We start from the raw sequence: 23,122 nt of genomic DNA on the forward strand, positions 1-23,122 counted from the left end.
ACAAGACGGCCAGAATGTGCAAGAACGCGGGGTCAGTCCGTCGACGTGAACGTCGAGAGCCGAACCGTCCGGCCGTCCCGGAGGTGTTCGCGAATCCGGCGACGATCCCATCCCAACGGCGAAAGCACGCTCTCGCAGGCTCTCACGAGTAAACTCGTGTAATAGTCGTCGTCGACGGACGAGCAGTCCTCGAACGCGAGGCGGACGCGTCCGAGCCCGTCCGCGTCGTCGTCGACGACAACGTACTCGACAGATTGACCTGGGTGGCGATCGATTCCGTGCCGGTCGTATCGCTCGAGGGCGGCGACCGTCTGCGTGCGCCGGCTGTAGGCCCCGAGTCGGCGCGAAATCCGTTTCGTGTGGACGAGCTGACCGGGGTCGACCGCTCCGCGACGGAGTTTCCCGATCCGCTTCTCGAGCGTCTCACAGACGGCCGCCGGATCGCGTTCGCCGTCGAGAACCTCGACGAACTCACGTTGGCTCTCGGCGACGAACTCGGGCGTGCTCCGCCGGCGGGTCTCGATCCCGCGGAACTTGTAGGTGCCGTCCGTTCGCTTGCCAAAATACTTGTTGAGCGCGCCCGAGGGTGCCGAACCCGAGTGTGAGAGAGGGCTCGAACCGGACCGCGAGCGCGAGTTCGAACTCGCGTCGGGCCCCGACCCCGTCCCCGACTCTCGCAACGGAACGAAACAGACCCACTCGTAGCGCCCATCGTGTTCGAGTTCGATACCGACCGAACTCGAAATATCCTGCGTGACGTCCTCGAGCGGCTCCGGATCGTCCACGCACGCGGTCACCCAGAGACTGTCGACGATGCCGTGGACGATGTGCCAGCCGCCGTCCTCGAGGCGAGCCTTCGCCTCGAGGGCGATGTCTCGCGCGTAGGCGTTGATGGCTTCGTGGCACTCGATGCGACCGAACTTGGCGTTCCGGTAGCCCTGATAGCCGAAACAGGAGACCAGTACCCACTTGATCGCGCCCGATTCGGCGCGGAGCCGTCTCGCCTCGTCGTCTGCGAGCGGATCCGACTCGAGCTGGCGCTTCATCCCGGAACGATCGTTGAGTAGCGGTGTGAGAACCTCCGGAAGGAAGCCGGGTTTCGAACAGCGATCGTACTCGAGTTCGGGAACGGTCGACGGCTCGGTGCCGTTGGACCCGTGGTCACGGCCACAACCGATCGTCTCTGGACTCACGTTTTGCTGGCAGATGATCCGCGGGTACAGCGAAGCAAAATCGATCTCGTGGACGTCCTCGTGAAGACCGACCTCCGGCGAGAAGGTAAAACCGCCCCGATCGCCGGCGTGCAACGTCGAGACATCCTTGAACCGCTCGGGCTCCCACTTGTTCTGGGGCGCAAGCACGTCGTGTTCGGTGCGCGCGAATCGAATCTGTCTCGAGGTCAACAGCGTACCGATGCTCCCCCACGCGACCTCCTGGAGGGGGCGGCCCGTCTTCTCGACCATGTACAGCAATCCTGCCAACCCTGACTGATGCCAGAGGAAGCTGTTCGATCGGTCGACGATCGCTCGTCCCGGAACGCGATATCTGGCCGGCGAGTGACCGACCGAGCCGTAGCTCTCGTAGGTGTTCGACCCCGCAACCCGACGCCAGCCGGGAAGCCGTCCGAGGTGGAACGCCTCGAGTCCGGCTTCCGCCGCCGCCGACTCGAGGACGGGGACAAGTTCGCCGTGGCTCAACACTAACACGTCGGGGTCGATGCGGTCGAGACGGCGACCGATCGACCAGCAAACGTCCTCCGGATCGCCGCTGACGAGATCGCCGTCGAGTCGCAGTTCGGAAACGTCCTCGGTGGCCAACCCCGGTTCGTCGATTTCGATCTCGAGGGTTCGAAGACCGCGGTCGGGTCCCAGCATCGCTCTGGACCCCCGCTCCGGGGTCGGATCGATGCCGTTGTCGAGACAGTAGCGAAAGCCCGGATCGAGGTCGACGTCGTACAGCCGAACCGTTCCCGGGGCGTACCGCTCGGATTCGAGCGCGTCGCCGCGTAGCTCTCGAGCCAGCGTTCGCACCTCGCCGACGCGCTCGAGGGAGACTCGAAGGAGCTCCGAGCGCTCGTCGACGTGGCTCTCATGGAGGTCGGTCGCCCAGCGCTCTCGCGCCGTCGCGGCAACCTTCGGATCCGACCGTAGCCGTTCCTCGAGGCTCGAGAGTACGTCCTCCGATCCCGAGACGAACATCGACGGCTGATAGTCCTCGACCTCACGGAACGTCGCGCCCTCCTCGGTCAAGTTCCACTCGCGAACAAGTCCGTCCTCGAACTCGAAGGTGTAGGGGTCGGTCACGAGCGGTCCTCCCGCGCCTCAGTTTCCTCGGACGAGCCGTCCGGTGCTACTGAAGCGTTCGACTCGAGCGTCTCGTTCGTTCGGTCAATCCCGTCCGCTTCCCGAGTGGCGTCCGCCGACTCGAGCGCCCCGAGTCGCGCCTCCGTTTTCGCGAGCCGGTCGCACAGCCGCCTGTGCTCGACCTCGTGGGCGAGCAACAGCGACAGCAAGAGCGCGCGTTCTGGATCGGTGGCGTTCGCGTACCCGGCCGCGTCGGCGAAATTTCGAGCACGGTCGAACAGCCGATCGAAATCACCCTGATACTCGCGGCGAAGCGCTCGGCGCATCGGCCCCCACTCGGACTCGAGGCTCGCGATCGCGTCCCGGTAGGTCGGGTTCGTCCGACCCATCAGCCCGACACCTCCGTTTCGGGGTTCGAAAGCGCCTCGCCGCTCGAGCCACCCGGTTCCGGGTACATGTCCAACAGCCCGCGGTCGGCCGCAGTGACGACGGGGTCGATCCGATCGGCGACGCCACAGCAATCGACCCAGTAGGGAATCGTCGTCTGCCAGTAGCTCCCCCGCCAATAGCCCATCGTCTCCGCGCCGTCGCCCTCGAGGCGGACCCCCTCTCGCGTTCGAACGCACTCGACGGTGTGATCCGCGTGCTCGGAAACCGTCGCCTCAGCCTCGTCGCTCGAGGTGGTGACGAGAACCGGGATCTCGAGCGCCCGTCCGAGTTCGGCCAGCGTCTCGAGGCTTGCGGCGAGTAACTCCTCGCGCTCCCACGGCGGAACGTCGTCGTCGCGGTACCTGCTGACGACGTTCGGCGCGACGATCAGCGACGTTCGCAGAGTCGCGTTCTCGACCATTCGGCGGACGATCGAGTGGTGCTGGTAGGCCGTAAACGATCGTGCAATACGAAGGGAGTCGAGAACACGGGGGCTCGAGGCACAATCGTACAGCACCTGCGGCGAGGCCGTGTTTCCCGCGTCGATCCAGTAGGCCGGTCCGGGGGTCTCGGCGAGTCGCGAACAGACCAGTTCATGAAGGATCGGCGATCGTGGCGACGGGACTCGGTAGCTGGTTAATCCGGGTTCGAACTCGAGGCGTGACATACTCGAGTGTTTCCCGGACGGCCCATAAGCGGCGGAACACGGGTTCCGCATTTCCGATAGGAACCGATTCGTCCGGACATCGCGTCTTCAGCGGGCAAACGCTCGAGCGTTCGCGATCGGCGCTCGGTTCCGAAACAGTGGTCGGCCTCACACGAACAACAACACCGCAGCGTACCCGGCCGCACCGAGTGCGAACGCCCAGAATCGACTCTCGCGTTCGGCCGGCAACTCCTCTTTGATGACGTTCAAGATGATTCCGCCCGCCAGGAAAGCGAAGAGCACCGAAACGAGCTGTTCGGCGATCTCGAAGGCGTAGCCGACGCCGAAACCGACGAGGACCGCCGCCGACAGCACCCACCGGCCGTAATCGTGATAGAGCCGGCCGTGGTGAGCCCGAAGCCCGAAATCGTTCACGACGAAATGAAGCGCCATCGCGACGGCGAAGGTCGTTACGCTGACGACGCCCGGCTCCTCCTGGTGAACCAACAGATAGCCGATGAGGGCGTTGTACGCGGCGAACGATCCCACGTGGATCCAGAAGACGCCAGCGCTCGGGTCGAGGCCGAGCTGGCGAGCCTCGGCGTTAGATTTTTCGACGTACTGCTCGAGGCCATAAAAGACGACGAACCCGAGCAACACGATCAGGTAGACGTGATGCTCGGCGAAGATGGCGACAGGGCCCCAGCCTTCGAGCGTCACCACGGCGTTGTGAATTTCGGGAATGATGTGGACGAAAACGTACGCGATGGAGACGCCGCCCGCGAACGACAGCCAGCGGCTTCGTGGGACCCGGTCGAGGAACTCGAGTTTGCCCACGAAGAGGTGGACGAGCCCGAGGCCAACGGCGAACGCCGCGGTGAGAACGGTGAGGGGTGTCGAGAGGGCGTTTGCGGGCATTATACACTGATGGACATCGCCGACGGGGATGTAGATTGGTGGTGTTCTCAAACGGATCGAACGTCCGTAGACGACGGCGCGTTCGCACGCGCTGGCCGAGGGCCCCAGTCTACCGTGAGTCGCCGGGACCCTCGTCCTGCTCCTCGCTCGATCCGGTCGCTGTCGCCTGTGACGCCGCATCCGTGATAGCGGATTCGGAGAGACTATTGACGGGAACGTCCTGTCCGATCGCGAACTCCGAAACGTAGCTACACCCGTAACACTCGAGGATTATCTCCGTTCTGTGCGCGAGCACGCCGACCTCGCTGTCGCCGTCGCATTCGGGACACGCCAGCCAATCTTCGAATTGAGACATCGATCGATCACCCGATTTGCGACTCGTCGCACTCCGTAATCGTGACGGAGTGGACACGCTCGCTTTCGGACGGCGGTTCGGAGCGAAAACTGGTGGAATGGATAGCGGTGCCCATCTTTGACTCGTGATTAAATACAAACCGAAATAAGAACGGGAGTTGTTTGCACAACGGGTATATACGACGTGGGGTGACGGTTATTCTCTCGGCGGCTGATCGGTCGAGTCGAGAAGAACCTTCGTCAAAACTCGTTTCATCCCACCTCGAATCCGTTTCGACATTGCCTGTTGGGTAATACCGAGTTCTTCCCCGAGATCGGATAGCGACGCCTCGCTCGGTGAGTCGAAGTATCCGCGGTCGAGGCCGAGAACGAGCGCCTCGCGCTGATCGGCCGTCAGTCCCAGCTGTCGGCCCTCCTCGACGTGTTCGGTCAGCGTATAGACACGCTCGATGTGGAGCGAGATCTCGTGTTCAGTACAGAAATTGTAGAACCGTGCGAGCGTATCGTGGTTCGGAAAGCGCAATCGGAAAAACCAGCGCTCGTCGCCGGAAGCCTCGAGGATCACGCCTTCGGTCTGACCGATCCCGTAGATAAGGTCGTGAACGTCGTCCTCCCACACGGTGCGGTACAGCGTTTGGTCGTCTACAGAATCAAGCCGTGTTACGTTGCGCGCCGCCGGATGGTTTCGGACAGCTCGTTCGACCGTTTTGTGATCTTCACACGTCACCCAGAAGTACGGCATCAACGAATCGCTCGCGGGGACGATCCGTTCCAGTTCGATCGTGGCGTCCGGGGCGTCCGTGAACACGTCCCCGAAGACGAACTCCGACGCCGGGATCGTAAATTCCGCAATAATGCTCATAGCGGGTATCGCTCGGCCAGCCACGGGAAGCTTTTCCCGGCACCCGCCGACAGATGGGCGGATAACCAGTAATACGATTACTCGCCCGCATTCTCGCCGCCTTCGACAAGGCGGTACGTTCTCCCTCGCCGCTCGCCGACGGCCTCGATCAGATCGTAGTGGACCATCTTCGTGAGATAGTTTCGGAGCGTTCGGTTCGTCTTCGGGTCGTCGACCTGGTTCTCGTAGGCCGCGTACAGTTCCCCGGGTTCGATCTCGCCCGCCTCAGTGATGATGTCATAGAGGACACGCTGGTGTTCGATCAACTGTTCGACGGTCTTGCGCCGAATCTCCGTCCGCGCGTCCGGAATCGACTCCTCGAGCACGTCGTCGGTGACCGACTCGAGTCCGCGTCGATCCGCACGGTTGACGGCCGAGCGAAGGATACCGATGCCGACGCGAGCGTCGCCGGCCGCGGCGTCGGCGATCGTACGCAGGTGAGACTCGTCGACGACGCCGGGTGCGAGCCCCTGTACCGCACGCTCCTCGAGGATCGCGACGAGTTCGTCCGCGCCGTAGCGGTCGAACTGCACTCGGGTTCCGGCGCGCAACCGAGACCGAACGCGGTCGTCGAAGCTCGCGAAGAGTTCCTCCTCGCGGTTTGCGATCAACACGAGCGAGACGTGGGGCAGTCGGTGGAGGTCGTACAGCACTTCGGTCTCCTCGAGTTGGTCGACCTCGTCTAAAATCGCGACGATGGGCTGGTCGTCCGCGTCCGAAAGCCGCTGGAACAGCTCGTCTTTCGGCGTCGACCGGTGGACGTCGAACGCGCGGTCGACGGCCTCGAGTAGGCTGTAGAGGACTCGAAATCGAGTGTACTCCTGCCAACAATTGACGTAGGCGACCCGCGCGCTCGGCAGTTGCTCGCGAAGCTGTTCGACGGTGTATCGGGCGATGCAGGTCTTGCCGACGCCGGTCGGCCCGAACAGAAACGCGGGCTCGGGCCGGGTGTCGAAGAGCAACGGCTCGAGGGTCTCCGAGAGGTGGGTGACCTCCTCGTGGCGGTGAACCACCTCGCTCGGGACGAACTCCTCGCGCAGGACGCGGTCGTCAACGATCACACCGTCCGGTTTTCGTTCCAGTCTCTTAAGCGACGGTGCAGTGGTTCCGATAGTTCCGAAATCGGACTGATCGACGGATTCGGTTGGCTCGGGAGTCAGAGGGCGTTTAACGGGGGCCAACGGCGGCCTCACGCTGCTCGATCCGAAAGGTCGCAGTACACCTTCTATATCGCAGTATACGATTTACGGCCGGGAGAAATCGTAAAACCACCGAATCTGACTGATCGAACGACTCAGAGCTCGACAGCCGATACAGCCGAAAACTATCCTTCACCCTCACGACTGTGAGAGCCCTCGTGTAAAGAACTCGAACACTCGATTTACGCACGCTCGAGTTCGAACCGCGCTCGAGTCACCAAATTTGAAGCGAGGACAACCTGACGTCTCGAACCCAGGGTAAACGGTTCCTGGACTCACCGTCAGATTCCATACCGCCGGTAAAAAAGCAGTTCTCGCCGGCGGCCGTCACAGCGACTCGATCGCGGGTCGCGACAGGGTGTAAGACGCTTCCTCGTACGCGCGGTAAATACAACAGTCGACCCGTGTCTTCAGGTATTCGTACCGTGCTTTCAGGTACCAATCGCAGGTCACGCTGGAAACGCGAGTACCGTGAGACACGCCCGTTTGCAGAACTCCTCGAAATCGCGGCAATACGGAGTATGGAAAACGCGATCAACCTGCCAGAGCAATAGAGATCGCTTCGTCTGGCTCCTGAAGTGCAGAACCGGCAGCGAAGTTGGCGAGACGATCACGGGGCGTCGGTAAATTGAAAGAGGAAGTAACAGTGTCCTTCCCGCCTCGAACACGGGTTGGAGGTTCGGACTCGATTACGATTGTCGATTTGCAGTCCCCGTGTCAGTTACGGTTCTCGATGAGAGCGTTACGTAACAACGCAGAAATCAGCGGATTCGGCCGGTCGCTGAACGATTCGTGTCCAATGGGCATGTCCGCCCGAATCGCTTCGAGTTTCCAGCAGATAGCTGCAGCTGTTCGAAACCCGTCCTCGAACTCAGTAGTGCCGTTTAGATGCTGTTATCTCGAACCGATAGAAGTTTATGAACCATATACTGCGATATTAAATTGGCACGTAGCCGTCTCGAGGTCCGATGCAAGGGCCGGACGATAAAACGGCGTTACCGGGATGCGCGGCGCCAATCAGACCAGAGGTCGGGCGGCAAAATGGACGAGAAAACGTGGTAACCCACTGTTCCCGCCGTCCCGTCGAGTCAAATCGCCAGTACGGAGCCCATAATTATGCCCGCCGTCGACGGGTTCAGTCCTATGAGCACCCACCCGACGTTTTCGTTCGACGATCCCGTTCAACGGCGAGTGTACGAGTACGTCGAGCAGAACGGGGCCGTCTCGCAGTCCGAACTCGCTCGAGCGATCCGGATCGACTCGAGCGAATCGCATTCGAAGCCGGCCCGGTCGGGCGTCTACCGCAAACAGGTTCGGCCGTCGACCGACCAGCTACAGGAGGCGGTCGACGAGTTGAAAACGGCCGGGTATTTGCTCGAGACGAACGGTCGCCTCCGCGTCGGAGTGACGGCACCGGAGGCGAAACACGAACTCGAGGACGGGATCGCTCGGATCCGTCCGGCACGAGAATCCGATCGCGACGAACTCGTCGACGCCATGCGCGAGGTCGCAACCGAGGGCCAGTACGTCGTTGCCGAGAACGTCGCCGAACGCCTCGAGCGCGAGTCCGCACTCGTTCGAGCAAACGAAGATCAATCTCGCGTGTTCTTCGTCGCCGAGTTCGATCCGGACGACGAGTCGGCGGCCGGATCCGCCGAGGGGGGCTCAAGGCGAGCGGGCGAACTCGTCGGCTGGCTCCACCTCGACGCGCCCGAACTCCCGTCGCTTCGACACACCGCCGAAGTGACCGTCGGCGTTCGCCCCGACGCTCGTAGAGAGGGGATCGGCTCGAGTCTGCTCGAGTACGGCCTCGAGTGGGCGAGGGACGCGGGCTACCAAAAAATCACGCAGAGCCTGCCAGCGACGAACGAACGGGCGATCGACTTTCTCGAGGAGAACGGCTGGCGACGGGAGGGCGAACGCGAGGGCCAGTACTGCCTCGAGGGGTCGTTCGTCGACGAGGTCCTCTTGGCGACGTGGCTCGAGTGAATCGCCGACGGGAGTGTATCACCGAGGGGAGTGAACCGCCGACGGGTTCGACGTTCCGACCGAGACCGACTGCAGGTTTCTTGGCGGACCCGCCCCTCTCTCGAGTATGGACGACATCTCACTCGGCGTTCCGGAGCCGGTACTCGAGCGGTTGCCCGAAGGCAGCGACGACACCGCGATGGATATGCAACACGCCGTCGCGGGCTGGGAGGACCGCCTCAATCGAGCGATCGACGAAGCCGACGACGAACGCGAGGCGGCCGCGAGCGTGCTCGAGGTGATCGAACGGTTCGAGGACCGCCTCGAGACCCACGACGAGTTCGTCCCGGAGCTACGCGCGTGGGGTCAGTCGCCGATCTACGCCATCGCGTGGCGAACGCTCTACGCCGACGTGATCGCCCAGCTGTACGAACACGACGACCTCGGCGAGCATCTCGATCGCGAACGAAACGCGCGACTCCTCGAGGACGGGATTCGACTCAGCGATATGTAAAGACTAGTCTCGAGCGCAACAGTATCCAGAAAGGCTTTGCTCTCAGGCTGGATAGAATGGATCGTGACGAGCACTGACGAACTGTCCGCACCTCGAGAGGCACTTGACTTGACGACGCGAGTTCGACGGCGGGTTCTCCCGACGCTTCACCGAGTCAAAAAGCCCCTCGGCGGGTTCGCACAGTGTACCCAACACCCCGCGGAGTACGTTGGAACCGTCCAACGCGGACTGGGAGAGTTCCGAACCGACCTCGAGGCGATGGAGTTTGCGCCGGAACCGATCGCATCGCTGAAGATCCACAATGACGGCCGCCAATCGGCAGGGAGCTGGGTCAAACGGGAGTCGCCGCTCTCGACGTGGCAACTCCACATCGCGCTGTTTCAGGCCAGCGGCGAATCGCTCGAGGTGTTCGCCCACCGCGAGTACTCTTGGTTGCGCCATCCGTACAAACACTACACGGGAGAAGGCTGGGACAAAGTCTCCGGGGTCGAGCGAATGCGGTCGCTATTGCAGAATCACGGCGTCTCGTTTCGAATCGAATAAGTCTCGATTCGGCTGCGTTCCGATTCGGCCGCGTTTCGGTTCGGTTGAATCCCGACTCGGCTGCGTTCCGAGACCAGCAGTTGAACCAGTCCGGGACAGGACCGACGGAATAGTTATACGATCGACCAGTGCAGATTCAATCGATGGCGAAAGCCGAACGCGTCGCTGCGTTTACCGACCTCTATTATCCGACAGTCAACGGCGTCACCTACACCGTTTCGCTCTGGCGAGAGCGCTGGCCTCGTATTCGAGACTCGATGTCGGTCGTTTTCCCACAGATGGACGACTACGATCCCGAAGAGGGTGAGTACACGCTACCGAGCGTTCCAGCCCCGCTCTACCCCAGATATCGACTCGGACTGCCGAGGATTCCGGAGGAACTCGAGACGCCCGACATCGTCCACGTTCACACGCCGTTTACAATCGGAATCGCAGGGATTCGTTTCGCACGAAAACACGAGGTTCCCGTCGTCGCCTCCTATCACACCCTGCTCGAGGACCGAGCGGACCAGCACGTGCCGGATCCGTTCGTCGGCAGCCTCGAGCGGATTGCGCGGTCCTACGAGCGGTCCGTGTTCGAGCACGTCGATCACGTCACTGCCCCCACGGCCTTCGCTCGTCGGAATCTCCTCGAGAACGTCGAGGCCGACGTCGACGTGAGTATCGTGTCGAACGGCATCGATACGGAGTTCTTTCGACCGGTCGATCCGACGGCGTTCCGCGAAAAATACGACCTCGAGGGACTCGACAGCCCGCTGGTAGGCTACACAGGCCGACACGGTCCCGAGAAGAACCTCGAGGAGGCCATCGACGGCGTGGCGGGAACGGGCCTCACGCTCGTCATCGGCGGAGACGGACCCGCCCGCAAATCGATAGAATCCCACGCGGCGGAAGCCGATGCGGACGTTCGCTTTCTGGGATTCCTCGAGCGAGCGGAGCTTCCGGCCTTTTACTCGGCGCTCGACGCGTTCGTCTTCCCGAGTCCCGTCGAGACGCAGGGGTTGGTCGCGCTCGAGGCGACGGCCTGTGGAACGCCGGTCGTCGCCGTCGACGCGGGGGCGCTCACCGATTCCGTAATTCAGGGCGAGACCGGCTATCGATACGAGAAGGGGGACATCGGCGATCTACAGTGGGCGATCAACCGCACGCTCGCGGAGAACGATCGATTGTCGGATCTCTGCCGACGGCGGCGGCCGATGCTCTCGGTGGAGCACTCGCTCGAGCAGTTAGCGGATATTTACGACGAGTTAGTGTGACTCGAGTCCGTATCAAACGTATCTCTCGTCTATCGAGCGGTGACAGCCCATCTAGATGGCGCTGCTGAGATCGAAAGGAGGTTCCCCGTGTTCTCGTCGCTGTGAGCGTTCTGGGATTGCTACGCGCGGTTGGCTCTATTGAATCCCTCAATTAGTGATAGGTTTCAGTAGTCGTGCTGAACACAGAGGATATATTCAGTATGGTTGGTTCATTCTATTCGGGCCTACATGTCCGGATAGGCCGTTCCTGCGAGTGCTGATTTATCAGCGGTTATGAGAGTAAGACTCGGTCAAACAATCCTGGATAATCAATAATGAGTCCATCCGAGTCAACAGGTAACTCGGCCGTGAAGCCACTGGATATGCTTTCATAGCGATACAATCCGCCATTCTCGTCGATTGGATCGAGGCAGGTGTACCTCTGAGAGACAGCCTCAATACGTAATTCGGGCACTGTGATATATGCAATCTGCACCTCGGCCGACTCGTTTTGGTCGAGTTTTAAACGTCGAATTGGTAGTGTATTGCTGAACGGTGTTACTGAAATGTCCACGTCAATGCATCCATTCAGTGCCGATACCTCCTCTCCTTGGCCATCTGCCCATTTGCCTCCACCATCGGCTCGAAGTGTTATTGATTCTGATTTCCGGCCGAGGGTGGCAATGTTCACTCGCTGAACGTGATATTGACGGTCGCATTCAACTTCGTAGTGGAGACGAAACGATGCGCCATCAACCGAACCAATGACGACGCTCTCAGCAACGATACCTGTTGAATCCTCGATGAGGTGTAGAGATTCTATCCCAACCCCGGCAACCGGTGACCAGAATATGTCTCGGTTCATACAACGGACAATATTGTGGGTCTGGATAGCTATACCGTTTCACAGACTGAATTTTCGGTATCTACCGGTCTGATGCCGTTCCATCCAAACCATCTTCCGTACCACATTCGCGCTTTGTATTCAGCACACCGTTATTGTCAGGTTTGGAAGTTTTCAACAGAGCCGGGCGTTTTGATCGTCGCTGCGAGCGTTCCTGCTCGCACGAGCCACGATGAGGACCACATCCTCCCCAACCGATTCGCTCGTTCTCAGCTCACGGTGGTTCGAGAGACCGTCGGTCTCTCGTCATCAAGCGAACGCGTCCCGTTCGCGGACATCGCGAATCGAAGATTCGCTCAGTCACGAAACGGCCTGCCGTTTCGAACGACTTCGCCGTTCGCTGTTTCGCGACGCTACGCGTCGCGCTCCCCTCGCTCATCCACCGGAAGGCGCTTCGCGACTTCCAAGCCGTTCGGTCACCGAGTGACCGAAGACCTCGTGCATCATCGCGCCGCGGCTCGCAGCGGCTCACGGTTCCTGATAGTCACCGTTCGCTTCTCGAGGCCTTCACTCCGTTCACGCCTCGCTTCGTTCGCCGCGACGCAGCGCGCGCCACCGCAGACCAATCGATTGGACCGGCGAGGCGTGGGTTATATTTCGATAAGAGGGCCGGGTAACTTAGAGTTCCGTCGCGGCCTCGAGCGTGATGTCGATCGCTCGGCCGACGTTGTTCTTCGCTTTCTCGGGCAGTTCGTCGTCCTCGGTGTCGGTTCCTTTCTGCGTTCCCTCGACGAGGTTGCCGTCGACGGTGCAGATAGCGCCCGCTCGGAGTCCCTTGCGGCGGGCCAGCGAGAAGACTGCGGCGGCTTCCATCTCGACCGAGAGGAGTCCCGCGTCCTCCCAGTCGGCGACGTGCTCGTCGGTCTCGGCGTAGTAGGCGTCGTCGCTCGCGATCGGACCGACGTGAACGTCCTCGTCGTTCGCCTCGGCGGCGTCGACGAGTCCCGAGAGCACGTCGTAGTCCGGAACGGCGGGGTACTCGACGGCCTCGTACCGTTTGCTCGTCCCTTCGTTTTTCGCCGCGCCGGTCGCGACGATCATGTCGCCGATCTCGATATCGGACTGGAGCGCCCCGGTCGTTCCGACGCGGACGAACGTTTCGACGCCGACGTTCGCCAGCTCTTCGATAGCGATCGCGGCCGACGGACAGCCGATCCCGGTCGAACAGATCGTCAGCTCTCTGCCGTTATAGGTCGCGTTGACGACCTTGTACTCGCGGTTCTGTGCGATGGTCTCGGACTCGTCGCAGTGGCTCGCGATTCGATCGACGCGACCCGGATCGCCGGGTATCAGCGCGATGTCCGTAAGATCTCCCTCATCAACCAGTAGATGCGGTTGTGTCGCCATACGCACCGGTTCCGTGGGCGGCGAGAAAAACCTTCTCCAGTCCGTCTCGAGTCGTCACCTCGCAGTCGCCGTATCGAGCGGGAAACTCGAGTGTCGAACCCGGTCGTCTCGAGGAGAGGGAGTGGTAGTAGCGAACGTCGACAGTAAAGATGTAGAGGGCGGTGGGTAACGAGCACCGATAGTGGCGAACGTCGGTAGCGGCGAGCGGTCTGTGAATAGCCGGAACCTCGAGCGGTCTCGAGGTGATTCGCGATCAGTTTTCGGCGTAGACGTGGACCCGTTCGGGCCGAACGACGACGGTCGCGCTGTCGACCTCGAAACGCACTCTGCCGCCCGTTCGATCGGTTCCGCTGAAGGTGGATCCGAAGAGGGAATCGAGTGCATCGGGATCGATGTACTGGTACAGTTGTGTACTGCCAGCGGTCACATCCTCGCCGTGAAACGATGCGAGTGCTGTTGCAACGGCGACGCTCGGCGGCTCATCTTCGCGCCGGTCGTATTGGACGTGCGTGCGGTTGTCACCAGGTGCAGACGTCCGGGGGATACCTTTCATCATGTCTCTCAGTCACAGGATCGTGACTTCCTATTCAAACGGGCAACGGCGTCGGGTATATAACTGCCGTCAGACAACACCCGCTGAGAACTTCAGCAGGTGCTGGGTTCGAATCTTTCACGACTACTTATATATCCGTGTTGGTCACCCTCGTGACTCGAGAAATCGGTCGACGGCGTCAATCGTTGGGACGCTTCGGGGCCCCTTTCGACTCGCAGCGAGTGCTCCACAGGCGTTGGCGTACTCGAGTGCGGCCTCGGCGTCGTCCGTTCGAAGCGTCGAGGCGAGAAAGCCGGCGGCGAAGGCGTCGCCTGCCCCGCTCGTATCGACGGAGTCGATTTCGAAGCCGGAGTGGACGAACGACTCGGACGGTGTGTGGACTTCGCCGCCGTCTTCGCCGTGTTTGGCGACGACCGTACCTTCGGTAAATTCCGTGACGTCCTCGTCGGCGTCGACCATCGCGTCGATCTCCCGATCGTTGGCGAAGATGATATCGGAGAGGGCGAGCGTTTCGCCGTACTCGCGATCACCCAGTCGACGGCCGGGATCGAAGCTCACAGTCGATCCCGAACGCGTTGCAACGCGTGCGATCTCGGCGGCCGTCTTGGGACGTTGTCCCGTGAGGTGGACGTGATCGGCTGATTCGATTCGTTCCGGGTTGACGTCCGCCGCTCGGATTGCTTCGTTGACGCCGTCGTTTCCAAGCACCGACACCGCGCCCGACTCGGTGACGAGGAGGTACTTTACGGAGGTTGCCGCGTCCTCGACGATTCGAAGCCCGTCGACCGAAACGCCCGCGTCCTCGAGGTCGCGCTTGGCTAACAGCCCGTTCTCGTCGTCGCCGACGCTCCCGACGAGTCCCGTTTCGACCTCGAGTCCGGCCAGCGCGGTCGCGACGTTGGCCGCGCTCCCGCCGCCTGACTGTCGCTGGGAGCGGATCGACGCCTCGCCGTCGGGTTCGGGAAATCTATCGACGCGAAGGGTCACGTCCCAGTTGACGTGACCGGCGGTGAGCACCGTGACCATTCACGACTCGGCAAACGGACCGGGGAGAGAAAAACGGTTCCGTTCTGCGGGTTCGGCGAGAGCGAGAGCTCGAGGAGGCGGGAGAAACCTCGAGGGCGACTGCAAGAAGTGTTCGTGGCGAGCCGGCTACGCGATCGTAAAGAGCAACACGTTGTGAACGCCGGGGCCGAGCCCGACGGCGGCGATGAAAGCGAGCAGGAGCCGGGCCTGTCGCGGCGCGTCGCGAACGTACTCTTTGAACAGGCCGACGACGGCCATCGCGAGGGCGACCTTCACGACGACGAACAGCCAGCCGGCACCGAGCAGATCATACGTCGGGAGCGCCTCGCCGGCGTGAAGGATCAGCTGTGAAGCGGGAACCTCCTCGCTCGCGCCAAGAATATCGTAGCCGACGGCGGTCGAGACGCCGTCGAGCGCGTGTCCGAACACGACCAGAAGGCCAGTCAGGCCCGTTACCGCGGCGGTCTCGCTCGCCCACCGCTCGAGTCCGACCCAGGCGAGCGCGGTCAGAACGACCGAGAGGACGACCGAAACGGCCGGCCAGAACGCGTCGATCGTTCCGGCGTCCAAGCCCGTGTTGATCGCGTAGCCGGCGGCGACGAGAAAGAGCAGTGCGCCGCTGACGCCGAGTGGCGTCTCGACCGACTGCTGGAGTTCGGCTCCGTGAAGGTATATGCTCGCGACCCAGACGAACCCGGCGAGGACGGCCGTCGTGACGTAGACGGTCGGCGCGCCGAACAGGACGTCGATCGGTCCGGGAATCGCCTGGACCTGATAGAGCACATGCAACGTCGAGCCGAGCACCATCCAGGGTGCGAACGCAATCACCGTCCGGTCGGTTACGGCTGGACTGTTCACCCACAACAGTGCGAGAACACCAACGAGGGCGACCAGAAGCGGTAGCAGAAATTCCACCGGCGGAACGGCAAATCCCTCTGGGAACACCATATACGGCAACTGGTACGTGCCAGTGACTAACCGTTTCCGATCCTCGAGGAGACGGGTTCGAGTCCGTCGACTTGCGCTCAACTCATTAGGCGACTTCCTCGAGCGATGAACGGAATCGTGCGGGTTTTTCACCTCTCGGTCGTTCGACCCAGTATGGACCGTCACGAACTCGCCCGCTCGATCGATCACACCGTTCTCGGCCCCGAGACGACACCCGCGGATATCGAAGCCGTCCTCGACGACGCCACAGAGCACGGAATGAACGCCTGCATCCCGCCGTACTACCTCGAGGAGGCGGTCGACTACGCACCCAATGTCACGCTCGCGACCGTTATCGGGTTTCCCCACGGACAGAACGACCACGACACGAAACGCAGAGAGGGCGTCCTGGCGTGGAAGGCTGGCGCGGACGAACTCGACGTCGTGATCAACATCGGGCGCTTAAAAGCGGGCGAACTCGAGGCTGTCACCGCCGAACTCGAGGAGCTCGTCGCCGCCGTCCCGATTCCCGTGAAGGTGATCATCGAGACGGCGCTGTTGAGCGACAAGCAGAAACACGAGGCCTGTCAGGCGGCCCTCGATGCGGACGCGGCGATGGTCAAGACCTCGACCGGGTTCTCTGATGGGGGTGCGACCGTCGAGGACGTCGAGCTCATGAGCGAGTACCTGCCCGTCAAAGCCAGTGGCGGCGTCGGAAGCTACGAGGAAGCGATGGACATGATCGAGGCCGGTGCCGAACGAATCGGGGCCTCGAGCGGACTCGAGATTCTCGACGGCGCTCCGAGATAGACAAAAAGCGCTTTTGTGAGACGGCGAACCGTTCACGTGCGGTACCTCCGGGCGTAGTTATTCAGGGATAGTGGTTGAGTGTAGGGAGTATGAGCGAGTTCGTGACGATGCTCGTCGTAACGGCCGTCGCCGGCGCGGTGACCGGTCTCGGGGCACTTCCGGTATTCTTCCGCGCGACCGTCACCCACCGCGTGTACGACGCCGCCCTCGGTCTCGCCGCGGGGATTATGGTTGGCGCAAGCGTGTTCGGGTTGATACTCCCCGGGATGGACGAAGGCGGACTCGAACCGGTCGTCGCCGGTGTGTTTCTCGGCGGTCTGGTACTGTTAGCCGGGAATCAGATTATTCCACACCTTCACGTACGGTTTACCGGGTGGCGTCACGAAGGAAGCGTCACACCCGCGGGCCCGGATTCAAGCGTTCGACGGGCGCTGTTGATCGGGGGCGCAATCGTTCTTCACAACGCCCCGGAGGGGCTGGCGATAGGCGTCGCGTTCGCGTCCGGATTTCAGGATGTCGCGTACTTGCTCGCGGTCGTTATCGGACTCCAGAATATTCCGGACGGCTTTGCCTTCGCAGTGCCGTTCGGGGAAACGGGCGTCTCGAACGCGAAGATTTTCCTGTACACGACGCTATCGGGTCTCGTTCCGCAGGTCGGGGCCGCTATTTTCGGATACGTTCTCGTCGTGATTGCGGCGGGACTGTTCCCCGTCGCGGCCGGTTTTGCGGCCGGTGCGATGCTGGCGGTCGTCTTCCGCGAAATGATCCCCTCCTCGCACGGACACGGCTACGCCGACGCCGCAACGAGCGCGTTCATCGTTGGATTTGTCCTGTTAGTCATCGTCGACGAACTGCTCGTCGTCTGAGAGGCGGCGGCTGCACGAGCGGCGCAGCCAATTCGCTCGAGATGCTCGAGCGATGCGAAAAGTCGAACGATCTCCAGTGAGTTCAATCGTCGCCGACGATCTGTTCGATCAGTTCCGAATCGTCGCTCCCCAGCGCAGACCTGACGAGCAGGTGTCCGCCGAGCAAAGCGGGGCTGATAACCGTATCCGCGCCCGCTCGCTCGAGTTTCGGGATGTTCTCCCGATCCGTCGCGGCGGAGATGATCGGCTTGTCGGGGGCCAGTTGTCGAGCCGTGAGGATCGTCAAAGCGTCTTCCGCGTCCGTGTTCGTCGCCACGACGACCGCCCGGGCCCGTTCGATGTGTGCCTGCTCGAGCGGTTCTTCGTCGCTCGGGTCGTCGACGATGACCGGGATCTCCCGATCGGAGAGTCGTTCGGCCGCGTCGGTGTTCGCCGTGACGACGGCGAAGGACTGATTACTGGTCGCGAGTTCGTCGACGATCGGTTCGGTCAGTTCGCCGTAGCCGAGCACGAGCACGTGCTGGTCGATGAGTTCGATCTGAGAGTCTGTCATTTTTCCGAGTGTTTTCGAGATGCGAGACTGAATCGCGGGCCCGACGAGGGCACCGATCGCGATACCGAAACTGGCGACACCGAGGACGACGACGGACATCGTAAATAAGATTGCCTGTTGGGTTTCGGGTCCGATATCACCGTAGCCGACGGTGCTCGAGGTAATCAGCGTGAAGTAGAAGGCGTCGAGGAGGTCGTCGATCCCGTCGAAGCTCTCTCGCAACGCGTAGGCTCCAAACGTTCCGTACGCCTGCACGCCGACGAGTGCGCCCCCGGCGGCCAGCTGCGTCGTGTTCAACGAGAGCTTCTTGTCGAATCGTTTGCGACTGGCAAGCAGGAACGGAATCGTGAGCACGGAGAGGACGACGAGCGGATACGAGTACTCGCTCACCTGTAGCAGGCCCTGAATCGCGGTCACGGGAAGGAGGATCAACGTCGCGTACCAGCCGGCTCGCAATCCGCGCCGCAGGGCGAGGGTACTTCCGACCATTAAAAATCCGGTGAGTGCGCCCGTAAAGCCGACCGTCTCCTGGACGACGATCGGGACCGTTCCGGTGAGCGGTCCGTGAGCGACGGTCTCCTGACCGATCTGGATAACGCCGGTGATCACCGACAGCAACGCGACCAGCAGCGCGAGCGTGACGGCTACCCGCGTCGTCACCAGCCACTTCCAGTTGTTCGGGAGCCACTCGAGCAGGCGCTCGCCGACCATACACACGGTCCGGTGTGCGGTCAAATAAGCCTCTTCGTTTGGCGTGACTCGACTGTCACCGACGGCCGGCGCTCGGGACCGATCGGGTCGGTATCCGAGTGTTCCCAGAGCGGTAGCTACTTGCCCGAGGCACTGATACGCCCGCACATGAACTGGAAGCTGTTCGCCGACCTCGCCGAGCGGGCGGGCGACAAGCACGTCTCCGTCGACGTCGAGGACGACGCGACGGTCGAAGACGCCCTCGAGGCTCTCCTCGAGGACCGGCCGGCGCTCGAGGAGCGAGTCATCGAAGACGGCGAGTTGCGCTCGCAGATCAACATCCTCCGGAACGGAACGAACGTCCTGACCCAGGAGGAGGGACTCGAGACGGAACTGGACGAGGACGACGAACTGGCGCTCTTCCCACCCGTCAGCGGCGGGTAGCGGGCACGAGAGAGAAGAGTGCTGATCCTCCTCGACGGCAACGGGAAGAGCAAAATAGCGATCGAACGCACCGATTTCGAACGGACACCAACTGTTTTCTCGCACCCCTCGACGCGTTCTCGAGGTAGCTACGTCCCCGTCAGATCGATTCCGAGAACGAAATCGGGTTCGTCGGCCACACCGGCACCCGCGTAGGAGGCGTCACTGACGTACTCGACCGTCTCGGGGATTAACACTCGAGTCCCGTCGGCCCCGAGCGAAGCGGCGTCTCGAGCGATCGCCGCAAACAGCGACTGCGCCGCGTCGACGTTGGCCCAGGCTCCGAGGCCGTACTCGGCGATCGTCACCTCGGCTCCGTCGTCGTCGGTTCGCTCGAGGGTCCGCGTTCGATACGCAGTTGCGCGGGCACCCGCTCGCTCGCCCAGCGTCGGGTCGTCGTCGCCGTCGGCTTCGCCACCCTCGACCACGAACAGGGCCGTCTCGTCGGCGACCCTCGAGAAGTCGTCACGAGTCAGCTCCCTGAGTGCCCAGCTCTCTTCGGTCGCAAGTCCGAGTCCGCGAAGGTGATCGCGGGCGTCGCTCCCCATCCAGAATCGCCACGCATCCGCGGGATCGCTCGAGACCGAGAGCGGTCCGGAGGCGTCAGCGTCGGGCTCGGGGGTGGCAAACCGAAACTCCGTTATCGGCTCGAAGTCGCTCTTTCGGGCCGCACCGAGCGACGGCGAGTTCCAGGAAAAGACCATCACGCGGCCGATCGTGGCCCCCTGCTCTCGAGCCCACTCGAAGCAGGCCTCGTTCAACCGCTGGCTGACGCCCCGGCGCTGGTAGGCAGGATTGACGCGCATGCCCTGGAACCAGGCCTCTTCGGGCGAGAGCATGACGCCCTGAAGGATGCCAGCAACGTCGCCATCGATCTCGGCGAGGAACGTTTTCTTTCCCTCCTCGTCGTCGTCCTCGAGCCAATCGTGGTAGATTTCGGGAATGTAGTCTCCGCCGCGGTCTTCCCAGATCGTGCCGGTGAACGATGCGACGTCCTCGTAGTCGTCGTGGGTTGCGCGGCGAATTTCGACCTCAAGGTCGCCGTCCCGTTCGTCCGCGTCGGTACTGGAGTCGGTCATCGGTCTCACTCCCAGGGGGTCGATCGATCCTGAATCTCGCCCGCCAGCGAGGTGCCCATCGCCTCCTCGACGTCTCCGCTGTTCTCGAGTGCCCACATCAGTTTGACCTTCGCGGTGCCCGGCAGGGTGTCCTCGCCCTCGAGTACGCCAGCATCGAGCAGGTCGCGGCCGGTGTCGTAGACCCGGTCACAGACCCGGCCCTCGAGACACTGGCTGGTCATGACGACCGTCGTGCCGTCGTCGATCAGTTCTTCGATTTTCGGGATGAGATCGGTGTGGACGTGACCCAGTCCCGTCCCTTCGATAATCAGTCCCGCGGAGCCCTCTGCGATGTCGAGGAAGGCGGGATCCATGCCGGGCGTAAACTTGACCAGTTCGACATCGGTCTCGAGTTCGGAGGTGAGCTCGAGGTCGACGGCGTCGCGCTTCTGGTAGTTCCTGCGGAACGAGACGTTCTCGTTCCCGTAGTCGACGGTGCCGAGGGGCTCTCCGCCGACGGTTTCGAACGCGTCCCGGCGCGAGGTGTGGTTCTTGCGGACGCGGGTCCCGCGATGCAGCGCACAGGTCGTATCGGATTCGCTCGCGTGCATACAGACCAGCACCTCCGCGCAGTCGCTTTTGGCCGCTTCGACCGCGCTCACGGCGTTCATCACGTTGTCCGAGGACGGCCGGTCCGCCGAGCGCTGGCTGCCGGTGAAGACGATCGGGACGGTCGTCTCGAGCATGAACGAGAGCGCCGAGGCGGAGTACTGCATCGTGTCGGTGCCGTGCATGACGACGACGCCGTCGGCACCGGCCTGTATCTCGTCGCGGACCGCCCGCGCGAGTTCCTGCCAGATCGGCGGCTCCATGTTCTCAGAGAGGATGTTCGCGACGACGCGGCCGCGGTAGTTGGCTCGGCCGGCGAGGTCCGGCACAGCTCGAAGCACGTCTTCGGCGTCGAACTGGGCCGTCACCGCACCCGTTCGGTAGTCGACCGTCGAGGCGATGGTGCCGCCCGTCGAGATGAGCGAAATCGTCGGCAGATCGTCGTCGAACTCGACCGTTGACTCGTCGCTCTCGTCGTCCTGTGCACCGTCGATCTCGTAGACGTTCTCCGCGAGGACGTCGATTTCGGATCCGTCGCGGTCGATCCCGACGTTGTACCCGCCCTCGAGTTTGACGACGAGGTGGTCGTCGGTGCTCGAGGGGAGCAACACGCCTTCGTACGTGCGGTCGTCCGAATCGACTCGGATGCGATCGCCTGGGTTCATACCCGTTGATTGCAGACGGTCGGACTTGAAGCCACGCTTTCGGAGATCAAACCAGTACGCCGACGAGGATCAATCCGATTCCGAGTGCGAGGAGGATCCCGACGATCAGCGCGGTGAGAAATTGAAGTGACGTGAGCGACTCTTCGGGTGCGTCGAGACGTGGATACAGGAATCGTACGGCGTATCCGACCCCGAGTGCGACTGCGATCGCGAGGATTCCGAGCGCAACCAGGTCCACGTCCATCGAGTCAGTACACACCGTGAACCGTGAAAAATAGCGGGCTGGCGAAAAACGCGGTTAGTGAGTCGGTTATTCGTCCGACTCAATGACGGTCAGCGTCCCGGTCACAGCTTCGCTGCCGGACGTAACAGTCCAGTCGTGAGTGCCCGCGGAGAGGTCGTTTCCGTTGACACAGAGCCACGCCGCGCGACAGCCACCCGCATCGACATCGACAGTCGTCGAGTCGGTAGCGCTTCCAACCTCGAGGGAAACGGTGGATTCTGCGTCAGTGTCGCCCCGGTTTCTCACGGTCGCGTGGAACTGTGCCGACTCGCCGGACGAAACGTCGCTCGGGCCGGAAACCGAAAGCTCGAGGTCCGCACCGACATATTCGTCTTCCGTCTCGTCATCCTCGTCTTCTGGTTCGTCGTCATCGTCTTCCGCTTCGTCGTCCTCGGTTTCGTCCTCGTCTTCTGGTCCGTCGTCCTCGTCATCGTCCGGTTCACCGTCCTCATCATCATCAGCCTCATCGTCATCTTCCACTTCGTCGCCCTCGTCATCGTCTTCCGCTTCGTCGTCCTCGGTTTCGTCCTCGTCTTCTGGTTCGTCGCCCTCGTCATCGTCTTCCGCTTCATCTTCACCATCATCCGATTCGCCATCTTCATCGTCGTCATCGTCTTCCGCTTCGTCGCCCTCGTCACCGTCCGGTTCACCGTCCTCATCATCGTCATCAGCCTCATCGTCATCGTCCGCTTCGTCGTCCTCGTCATCCGGTTCGCCCTCGTCCGGAAGTTCTTCGACGAGCTCGAGCGCGATGCGGCCGTCTTCGGGCTCGATTTGGACGTATTCGTCGAGCGAGTCACAGTGTTCGTCGTCGTCGACGACCCCTCGCTCAAGTTCGGTCCCCTCGACGGCCGTCACCGAGCCGTCGGCAGTGTAAAACACGAACGAGCCGTCGGCGAAGTGACCGTCCGCGTCGAAGACTACGTACTTTTGATCCCCCTCGTAAGTTACCTCCCAGATGACGTGGGTGTCGTCGACAGTCGGCGAACCGTCGTCCAATTCGCCAGCTTCGAGCGGTATCCGTTCGTCGAAATCGCCGTGGAGACACGCGTGCCTGTGGTCGATGTTCTCTTCGGCGAGCAACTCGAGCGTCGCCGCTCCGTCATCCGATTGGGCGGTCGCGTAGCCAGCCGTCGCTGCGACCATCAGTGCGCCGGTACCGGTTTTGAGAGCCGATCGTCGTGTGAGCTCCATGTCAACCAAACCGCAGTAGTTGTGTAAAGTTATTATTTCTATATTCGGTTTTAATATTGCAACGCTATGGTGTTCGCTCGAGTGCGTCCCTTTCAGAAACGGGAAACATGTAAAATGGTACCGTATGGCGAACCAGTGCAGGGA

At 62.0% G+C, this 23,122-nt stretch carries 24 protein-coding genes; 7 read left to right on the forward strand and 17 right to left on the reverse strand.

Annotation, left to right across the window (positions count from 1 at the left end):
* Positions 1 to 32: 32 nt before the first annotated feature.
* The 7 genes from QNM96_RS03780 to QNM96_RS03810 form a co-directional block, all read right to left on the reverse strand.
* Positions 33 to 2,303, reverse strand: coding sequence for a DNA polymerase domain-containing protein (locus QNM96_RS03780; RefSeq protein ID WP_283834674.1), 2,271 nt, complete (start codon positions 2,301 to 2,303; stop codon positions 33 to 35).
* Positions 2,300 to 2,692, reverse strand: a complete 393-nt coding sequence (locus QNM96_RS03785; RefSeq protein ID WP_283834675.1) for a hypothetical protein — start codon at positions 2,690 to 2,692, stop codon at positions 2,300 to 2,302. The genes QNM96_RS03780 and QNM96_RS03785 overlap by 4 nt, the downstream gene beginning before the upstream one ends.
* The gene (locus QNM96_RS03790) at positions 2,692 to 3,399 is read right to left on the reverse strand and encodes a hypothetical protein (RefSeq protein ID WP_283834676.1); all 708 of its coding nucleotides are present in this window, start codon (positions 3,397 to 3,399) and stop codon (positions 2,692 to 2,694) included. The genes QNM96_RS03785 and QNM96_RS03790 overlap by 1 nt, the downstream gene beginning before the upstream one ends.
* A 147-nt stretch (positions 3,400 to 3,546) precedes the next feature.
* Positions 3,547 to 4,296, reverse strand: a complete 750-nt coding sequence (locus tag QNM96_RS03795) for a hypothetical protein (RefSeq protein ID WP_283834982.1) — start codon at positions 4,294 to 4,296, stop codon at positions 3,547 to 3,549.
* Between the two features lie 109 nt (positions 4,297 to 4,405).
* The gene (locus QNM96_RS03800; RefSeq protein WP_283834677.1) at positions 4,406 to 4,651 is read right to left on the reverse strand and encodes a hypothetical protein; all 246 of its coding nucleotides are present in this window, start codon (positions 4,649 to 4,651) and stop codon (positions 4,406 to 4,408) included.
* Positions 4,652 to 4,846: 195 nt separating this feature from the next.
* Positions 4,847 to 5,512, reverse strand: coding sequence for a helix-turn-helix domain-containing protein (locus QNM96_RS03805; RefSeq protein WP_283834678.1), 666 nt, complete (start codon positions 5,510 to 5,512; stop codon positions 4,847 to 4,849).
* 77 nt (positions 5,513 to 5,589) lie between these two features.
* A complete protein-coding gene (locus QNM96_RS03810) occupies positions 5,590 to 6,612 on the reverse strand; it encodes an orc1/cdc6 family replication initiation protein (protein ID WP_283834679.1) in 1,023 nt (340 codons plus the stop codon).
* 1,281 nt (positions 6,613 to 7,893) lie between these two features.
* On the opposite strand from QNM96_RS03810, the gene QNM96_RS03815 reads away from it, so the two are divergent.
* The 4 genes from QNM96_RS03815 to QNM96_RS03830 all read left to right on the forward strand — a co-directional run bounded on the left by QNM96_RS03815 (position 7,894) and on the right by QNM96_RS03830 (position 11,031).
* Positions 7,894 to 8,739 (forward strand): GNAT family N-acetyltransferase, encoded by an 846-nt coding sequence (locus QNM96_RS03815; protein WP_283834680.1) that lies wholly within the window; start codon positions 7,894 to 7,896, stop codon positions 8,737 to 8,739.
* A 106-nt stretch (positions 8,740 to 8,845) separates the two neighbouring features.
* Positions 8,846 to 9,232, forward strand: a complete 387-nt coding sequence (locus QNM96_RS03820; protein WP_283834681.1) for a hypothetical protein — start codon at positions 8,846 to 8,848, stop codon at positions 9,230 to 9,232.
* Positions 9,233 to 9,295: 63 nt separating this feature from the next.
* Positions 9,296 to 9,775 (forward strand): hypothetical protein, encoded by a 480-nt coding sequence (locus QNM96_RS03825; protein ID WP_283834682.1) that lies wholly within the window; start codon positions 9,296 to 9,298, stop codon positions 9,773 to 9,775.
* Positions 9,776 to 9,918: 143 nt separating this feature from the next.
* Positions 9,919 to 11,031: a glycosyltransferase gene (locus QNM96_RS03830; protein ID WP_283834683.1), complete on the forward strand. Its 1,113-nt coding sequence runs from the start codon at positions 9,919 to 9,921 to the stop codon at positions 11,029 to 11,031.
* Between the two features lie 271 nt (positions 11,032 to 11,302).
* On the opposite strand, the gene QNM96_RS03835 is transcribed toward QNM96_RS03830, so the two are convergent.
* From QNM96_RS03835 to QNM96_RS03855, 5 genes are all read right to left on the reverse strand, one after another.
* The gene (locus QNM96_RS03835; RefSeq protein WP_283834684.1) at positions 11,303 to 11,875 is read right to left on the reverse strand and encodes a putative glycolipid-binding domain-containing protein; all 573 of its coding nucleotides are present in this window, start codon (positions 11,873 to 11,875) and stop codon (positions 11,303 to 11,305) included.
* 657 nt (positions 11,876 to 12,532) lie between these two features.
* Positions 12,533 to 13,261 carry a nucleoside phosphorylase gene (locus tag QNM96_RS03840; RefSeq protein WP_283834685.1) on the reverse strand — a complete coding sequence of 243 codons (729 nt, stop codon included), beginning with the start codon at positions 13,259 to 13,261 and terminating at the stop codon, positions 12,533 to 12,535.
* A gap of 253 nt (positions 13,262 to 13,514) precedes the next feature.
* Positions 13,515 to 13,817 (reverse strand): HalOD1 output domain-containing protein, encoded by a 303-nt coding sequence (locus QNM96_RS03845; RefSeq protein WP_283834686.1) that lies wholly within the window; start codon positions 13,815 to 13,817, stop codon positions 13,515 to 13,517.
* A 141-nt stretch (positions 13,818 to 13,958) separates the two neighbouring features.
* Positions 13,959 to 14,840: a PfkB family carbohydrate kinase gene (locus QNM96_RS03850; protein ID WP_283834687.1), complete on the reverse strand. Its 882-nt coding sequence runs from the start codon at positions 14,838 to 14,840 to the stop codon at positions 13,959 to 13,961.
* Positions 14,841 to 14,966: 126 nt separating this feature from the next.
* Positions 14,967 to 15,788, reverse strand: a complete 822-nt coding sequence (locus QNM96_RS03855; RefSeq protein ID WP_283834688.1) for a DUF63 family protein — start codon at positions 15,786 to 15,788, stop codon at positions 14,967 to 14,969.
* A 153-nt stretch (positions 15,789 to 15,941) separates the two neighbouring features.
* On the opposite strand from QNM96_RS03855, the gene deoC reads away from it, so the two are divergent.
* Both deoC and QNM96_RS03865 read left to right on the forward strand, forming a co-directional pair.
* Positions 15,942 to 16,577 (forward strand): deoxyribose-phosphate aldolase, encoded by a 636-nt coding sequence (gene deoC, locus QNM96_RS03860; RefSeq protein WP_283834689.1) that lies wholly within the window; start codon positions 15,942 to 15,944, stop codon positions 16,575 to 16,577.
* An 89-nt stretch (positions 16,578 to 16,666) separates the two neighbouring features.
* Positions 16,667 to 17,443, forward strand: coding sequence for a ZIP family metal transporter (locus QNM96_RS03865; RefSeq protein WP_283834690.1), 777 nt, complete (start codon positions 16,667 to 16,669; stop codon positions 17,441 to 17,443).
* 82 nt (positions 17,444 to 17,525) lie between these two features.
* Here the strand turns inward: QNM96_RS03865 and QNM96_RS03870 are convergent, their stop codons facing one another.
* On the reverse strand, positions 17,526 to 18,707 hold the full coding sequence (locus tag QNM96_RS03870) for an NAD-binding protein (protein WP_283834691.1): 1,182 nt from the start codon (positions 18,705 to 18,707) through the stop codon (positions 17,526 to 17,528).
* 147 nt (positions 18,708 to 18,854) lie between these two features.
* Here QNM96_RS03870 and QNM96_RS03875 point away from each other — a divergent pair, with 147 nt between their 5' ends.
* Entirely contained in the window at positions 18,855 to 19,130 is a 276-nt protein-coding gene (locus QNM96_RS03875) for a ubiquitin-like small modifier protein 1 (protein ID WP_283834692.1), read from the forward strand.
* Positions 19,131 to 19,258: 128 nt separating this feature from the next.
* Here QNM96_RS03875 and QNM96_RS03880 read toward each other — a convergent pair whose 3' ends face one another.
* The 4 genes from QNM96_RS03880 to QNM96_RS03895 all read right to left on the reverse strand — a co-directional run bounded on the left by QNM96_RS03880 (position 19,259) and on the right by QNM96_RS03895 (position 22,978).
* A complete protein-coding gene (locus tag QNM96_RS03880; protein ID WP_283834693.1) occupies positions 19,259 to 20,248 on the reverse strand; it encodes a GNAT family N-acetyltransferase in 990 nt (329 codons plus the stop codon).
* A 5-nt stretch (positions 20,249 to 20,253) separates the two neighbouring features.
* The gene (gene gatD, locus QNM96_RS03885) at positions 20,254 to 21,501 is read right to left on the reverse strand and encodes a Glu-tRNA(Gln) amidotransferase subunit GatD (protein WP_283834694.1); all 1,248 of its coding nucleotides are present in this window, start codon (positions 21,499 to 21,501) and stop codon (positions 20,254 to 20,256) included.
* A 46-nt stretch (positions 21,502 to 21,547) separates the two neighbouring features.
* On the reverse strand, positions 21,548 to 21,745 hold the full coding sequence (locus tag QNM96_RS03890) for a hypothetical protein (RefSeq protein WP_283834695.1): 198 nt from the start codon (positions 21,743 to 21,745) through the stop codon (positions 21,548 to 21,550).
* A gap of 66 nt (positions 21,746 to 21,811) precedes the next feature.
* The gene (locus QNM96_RS03895; RefSeq protein WP_283834696.1) at positions 21,812 to 22,978 is read right to left on the reverse strand and encodes an Ig-like domain-containing protein; all 1,167 of its coding nucleotides are present in this window, start codon (positions 22,976 to 22,978) and stop codon (positions 21,812 to 21,814) included.
* Between the last annotated feature and the right edge of the window lie 144 nt (positions 22,979 to 23,122).

The sequence above is a fragment of the Halostagnicola sp. A-GB9-2 genome (assembly GCF_030068615.1).
In the GTDB taxonomy this organism is placed as follows: Archaea; Halobacteriota; Halobacteria; order Halobacteriales; family Natrialbaceae; genus Halostagnicola.

Coding starts and splice junctions, on each gene's coding strand:
- QNM96_RS03835 (WP_283834684.1), bottom strand. CDS start 11,875: ATGAACCGAGACATATTCTGGTCACCGGTTGCCGGGGTTGGGATAGAA.
- QNM96_RS03785 (WP_283834675.1), bottom strand. CDS start 2,692: ATGGGTCGGACGAACCCGACCTACCGGGACGCGATCGCGAGCCTCGAG.
- QNM96_RS03820 (WP_283834681.1), top strand. CDS start 8,846: ATGGACGACATCTCACTCGGCGTTCCGGAGCCGGTACTCGAGCGGTTG.
- QNM96_RS03830 (WP_283834683.1), top strand. CDS start 9,919: ATGGCGAAAGCCGAACGCGTCGCTGCGTTTACCGACCTCTATTATCCG.
- QNM96_RS03890 (WP_283834695.1), bottom strand. CDS start 21,745: ATGGACGTGGACCTGGTTGCGCTCGGAATCCTCGCGATCGCAGTCGCA.
- QNM96_RS03875 (WP_283834692.1), top strand. CDS start 18,855: ATGAACTGGAAGCTGTTCGCCGACCTCGCCGAGCGGGCGGGCGACAAG.
- QNM96_RS03850 (WP_283834687.1), bottom strand. CDS start 14,840: ATGGTCACGGTGCTCACCGCCGGTCACGTCAACTGGGACGTGACCCTT.
- QNM96_RS03880 (WP_283834693.1), bottom strand. CDS start 20,248: ATGACCGACTCCAGTACCGACGCGGACGAACGGGACGGCGACCTTGAG.
- QNM96_RS03855 (WP_283834688.1), bottom strand. CDS start 15,788: ATGGTGTTCCCAGAGGGATTTGCCGTTCCGCCGGTGGAATTTCTGCTA.
- QNM96_RS03795 (WP_283834982.1), bottom strand. CDS start 4,296: ATGCCCGCAAACGCCCTCTCGACACCCCTCACCGTTCTCACCGCGGCG.
- gatD (WP_283834694.1), bottom strand. CDS start 21,501: ATGAACCCAGGCGATCGCATCCGAGTCGATTCGGACGACCGCACGTAC.
- QNM96_RS03840 (WP_283834685.1), bottom strand. CDS start 13,261: ATGGCGACACAACCGCATCTACTGGTTGATGAGGGAGATCTTACGGAC.
- QNM96_RS03815 (WP_283834680.1), top strand. CDS start 7,894: ATGAGCACCCACCCGACGTTTTCGTTCGACGATCCCGTTCAACGGCGA.
- QNM96_RS03805 (WP_283834678.1), bottom strand. CDS start 5,512: ATGAGCATTATTGCGGAATTTACGATCCCGGCGTCGGAGTTCGTCTTC.
- QNM96_RS03865 (WP_283834690.1), top strand. CDS start 16,667: ATGAGCGAGTTCGTGACGATGCTCGTCGTAACGGCCGTCGCCGGCGCG.
- QNM96_RS03790 (WP_283834676.1), bottom strand. CDS start 3,399: ATGTCACGCCTCGAGTTCGAACCCGGATTAACCAGCTACCGAGTCCCG.
- QNM96_RS03845 (WP_283834686.1), bottom strand. CDS start 13,817: ATGATGAAAGGTATCCCCCGGACGTCTGCACCTGGTGACAACCGCACG.
- QNM96_RS03800 (WP_283834677.1), bottom strand. CDS start 4,651: ATGTCTCAATTCGAAGATTGGCTGGCGTGTCCCGAATGCGACGGCGAC.
- deoC (WP_283834689.1), top strand. CDS start 15,942: ATGGACCGTCACGAACTCGCCCGCTCGATCGATCACACCGTTCTCGGC.
- QNM96_RS03870 (WP_283834691.1), bottom strand. CDS start 18,707: ATGGTCGGCGAGCGCCTGCTCGAGTGGCTCCCGAACAACTGGAAGTGG.
- QNM96_RS03895 (WP_283834696.1), bottom strand. CDS start 22,978: ATGGAGCTCACACGACGATCGGCTCTCAAAACCGGTACCGGCGCACTG.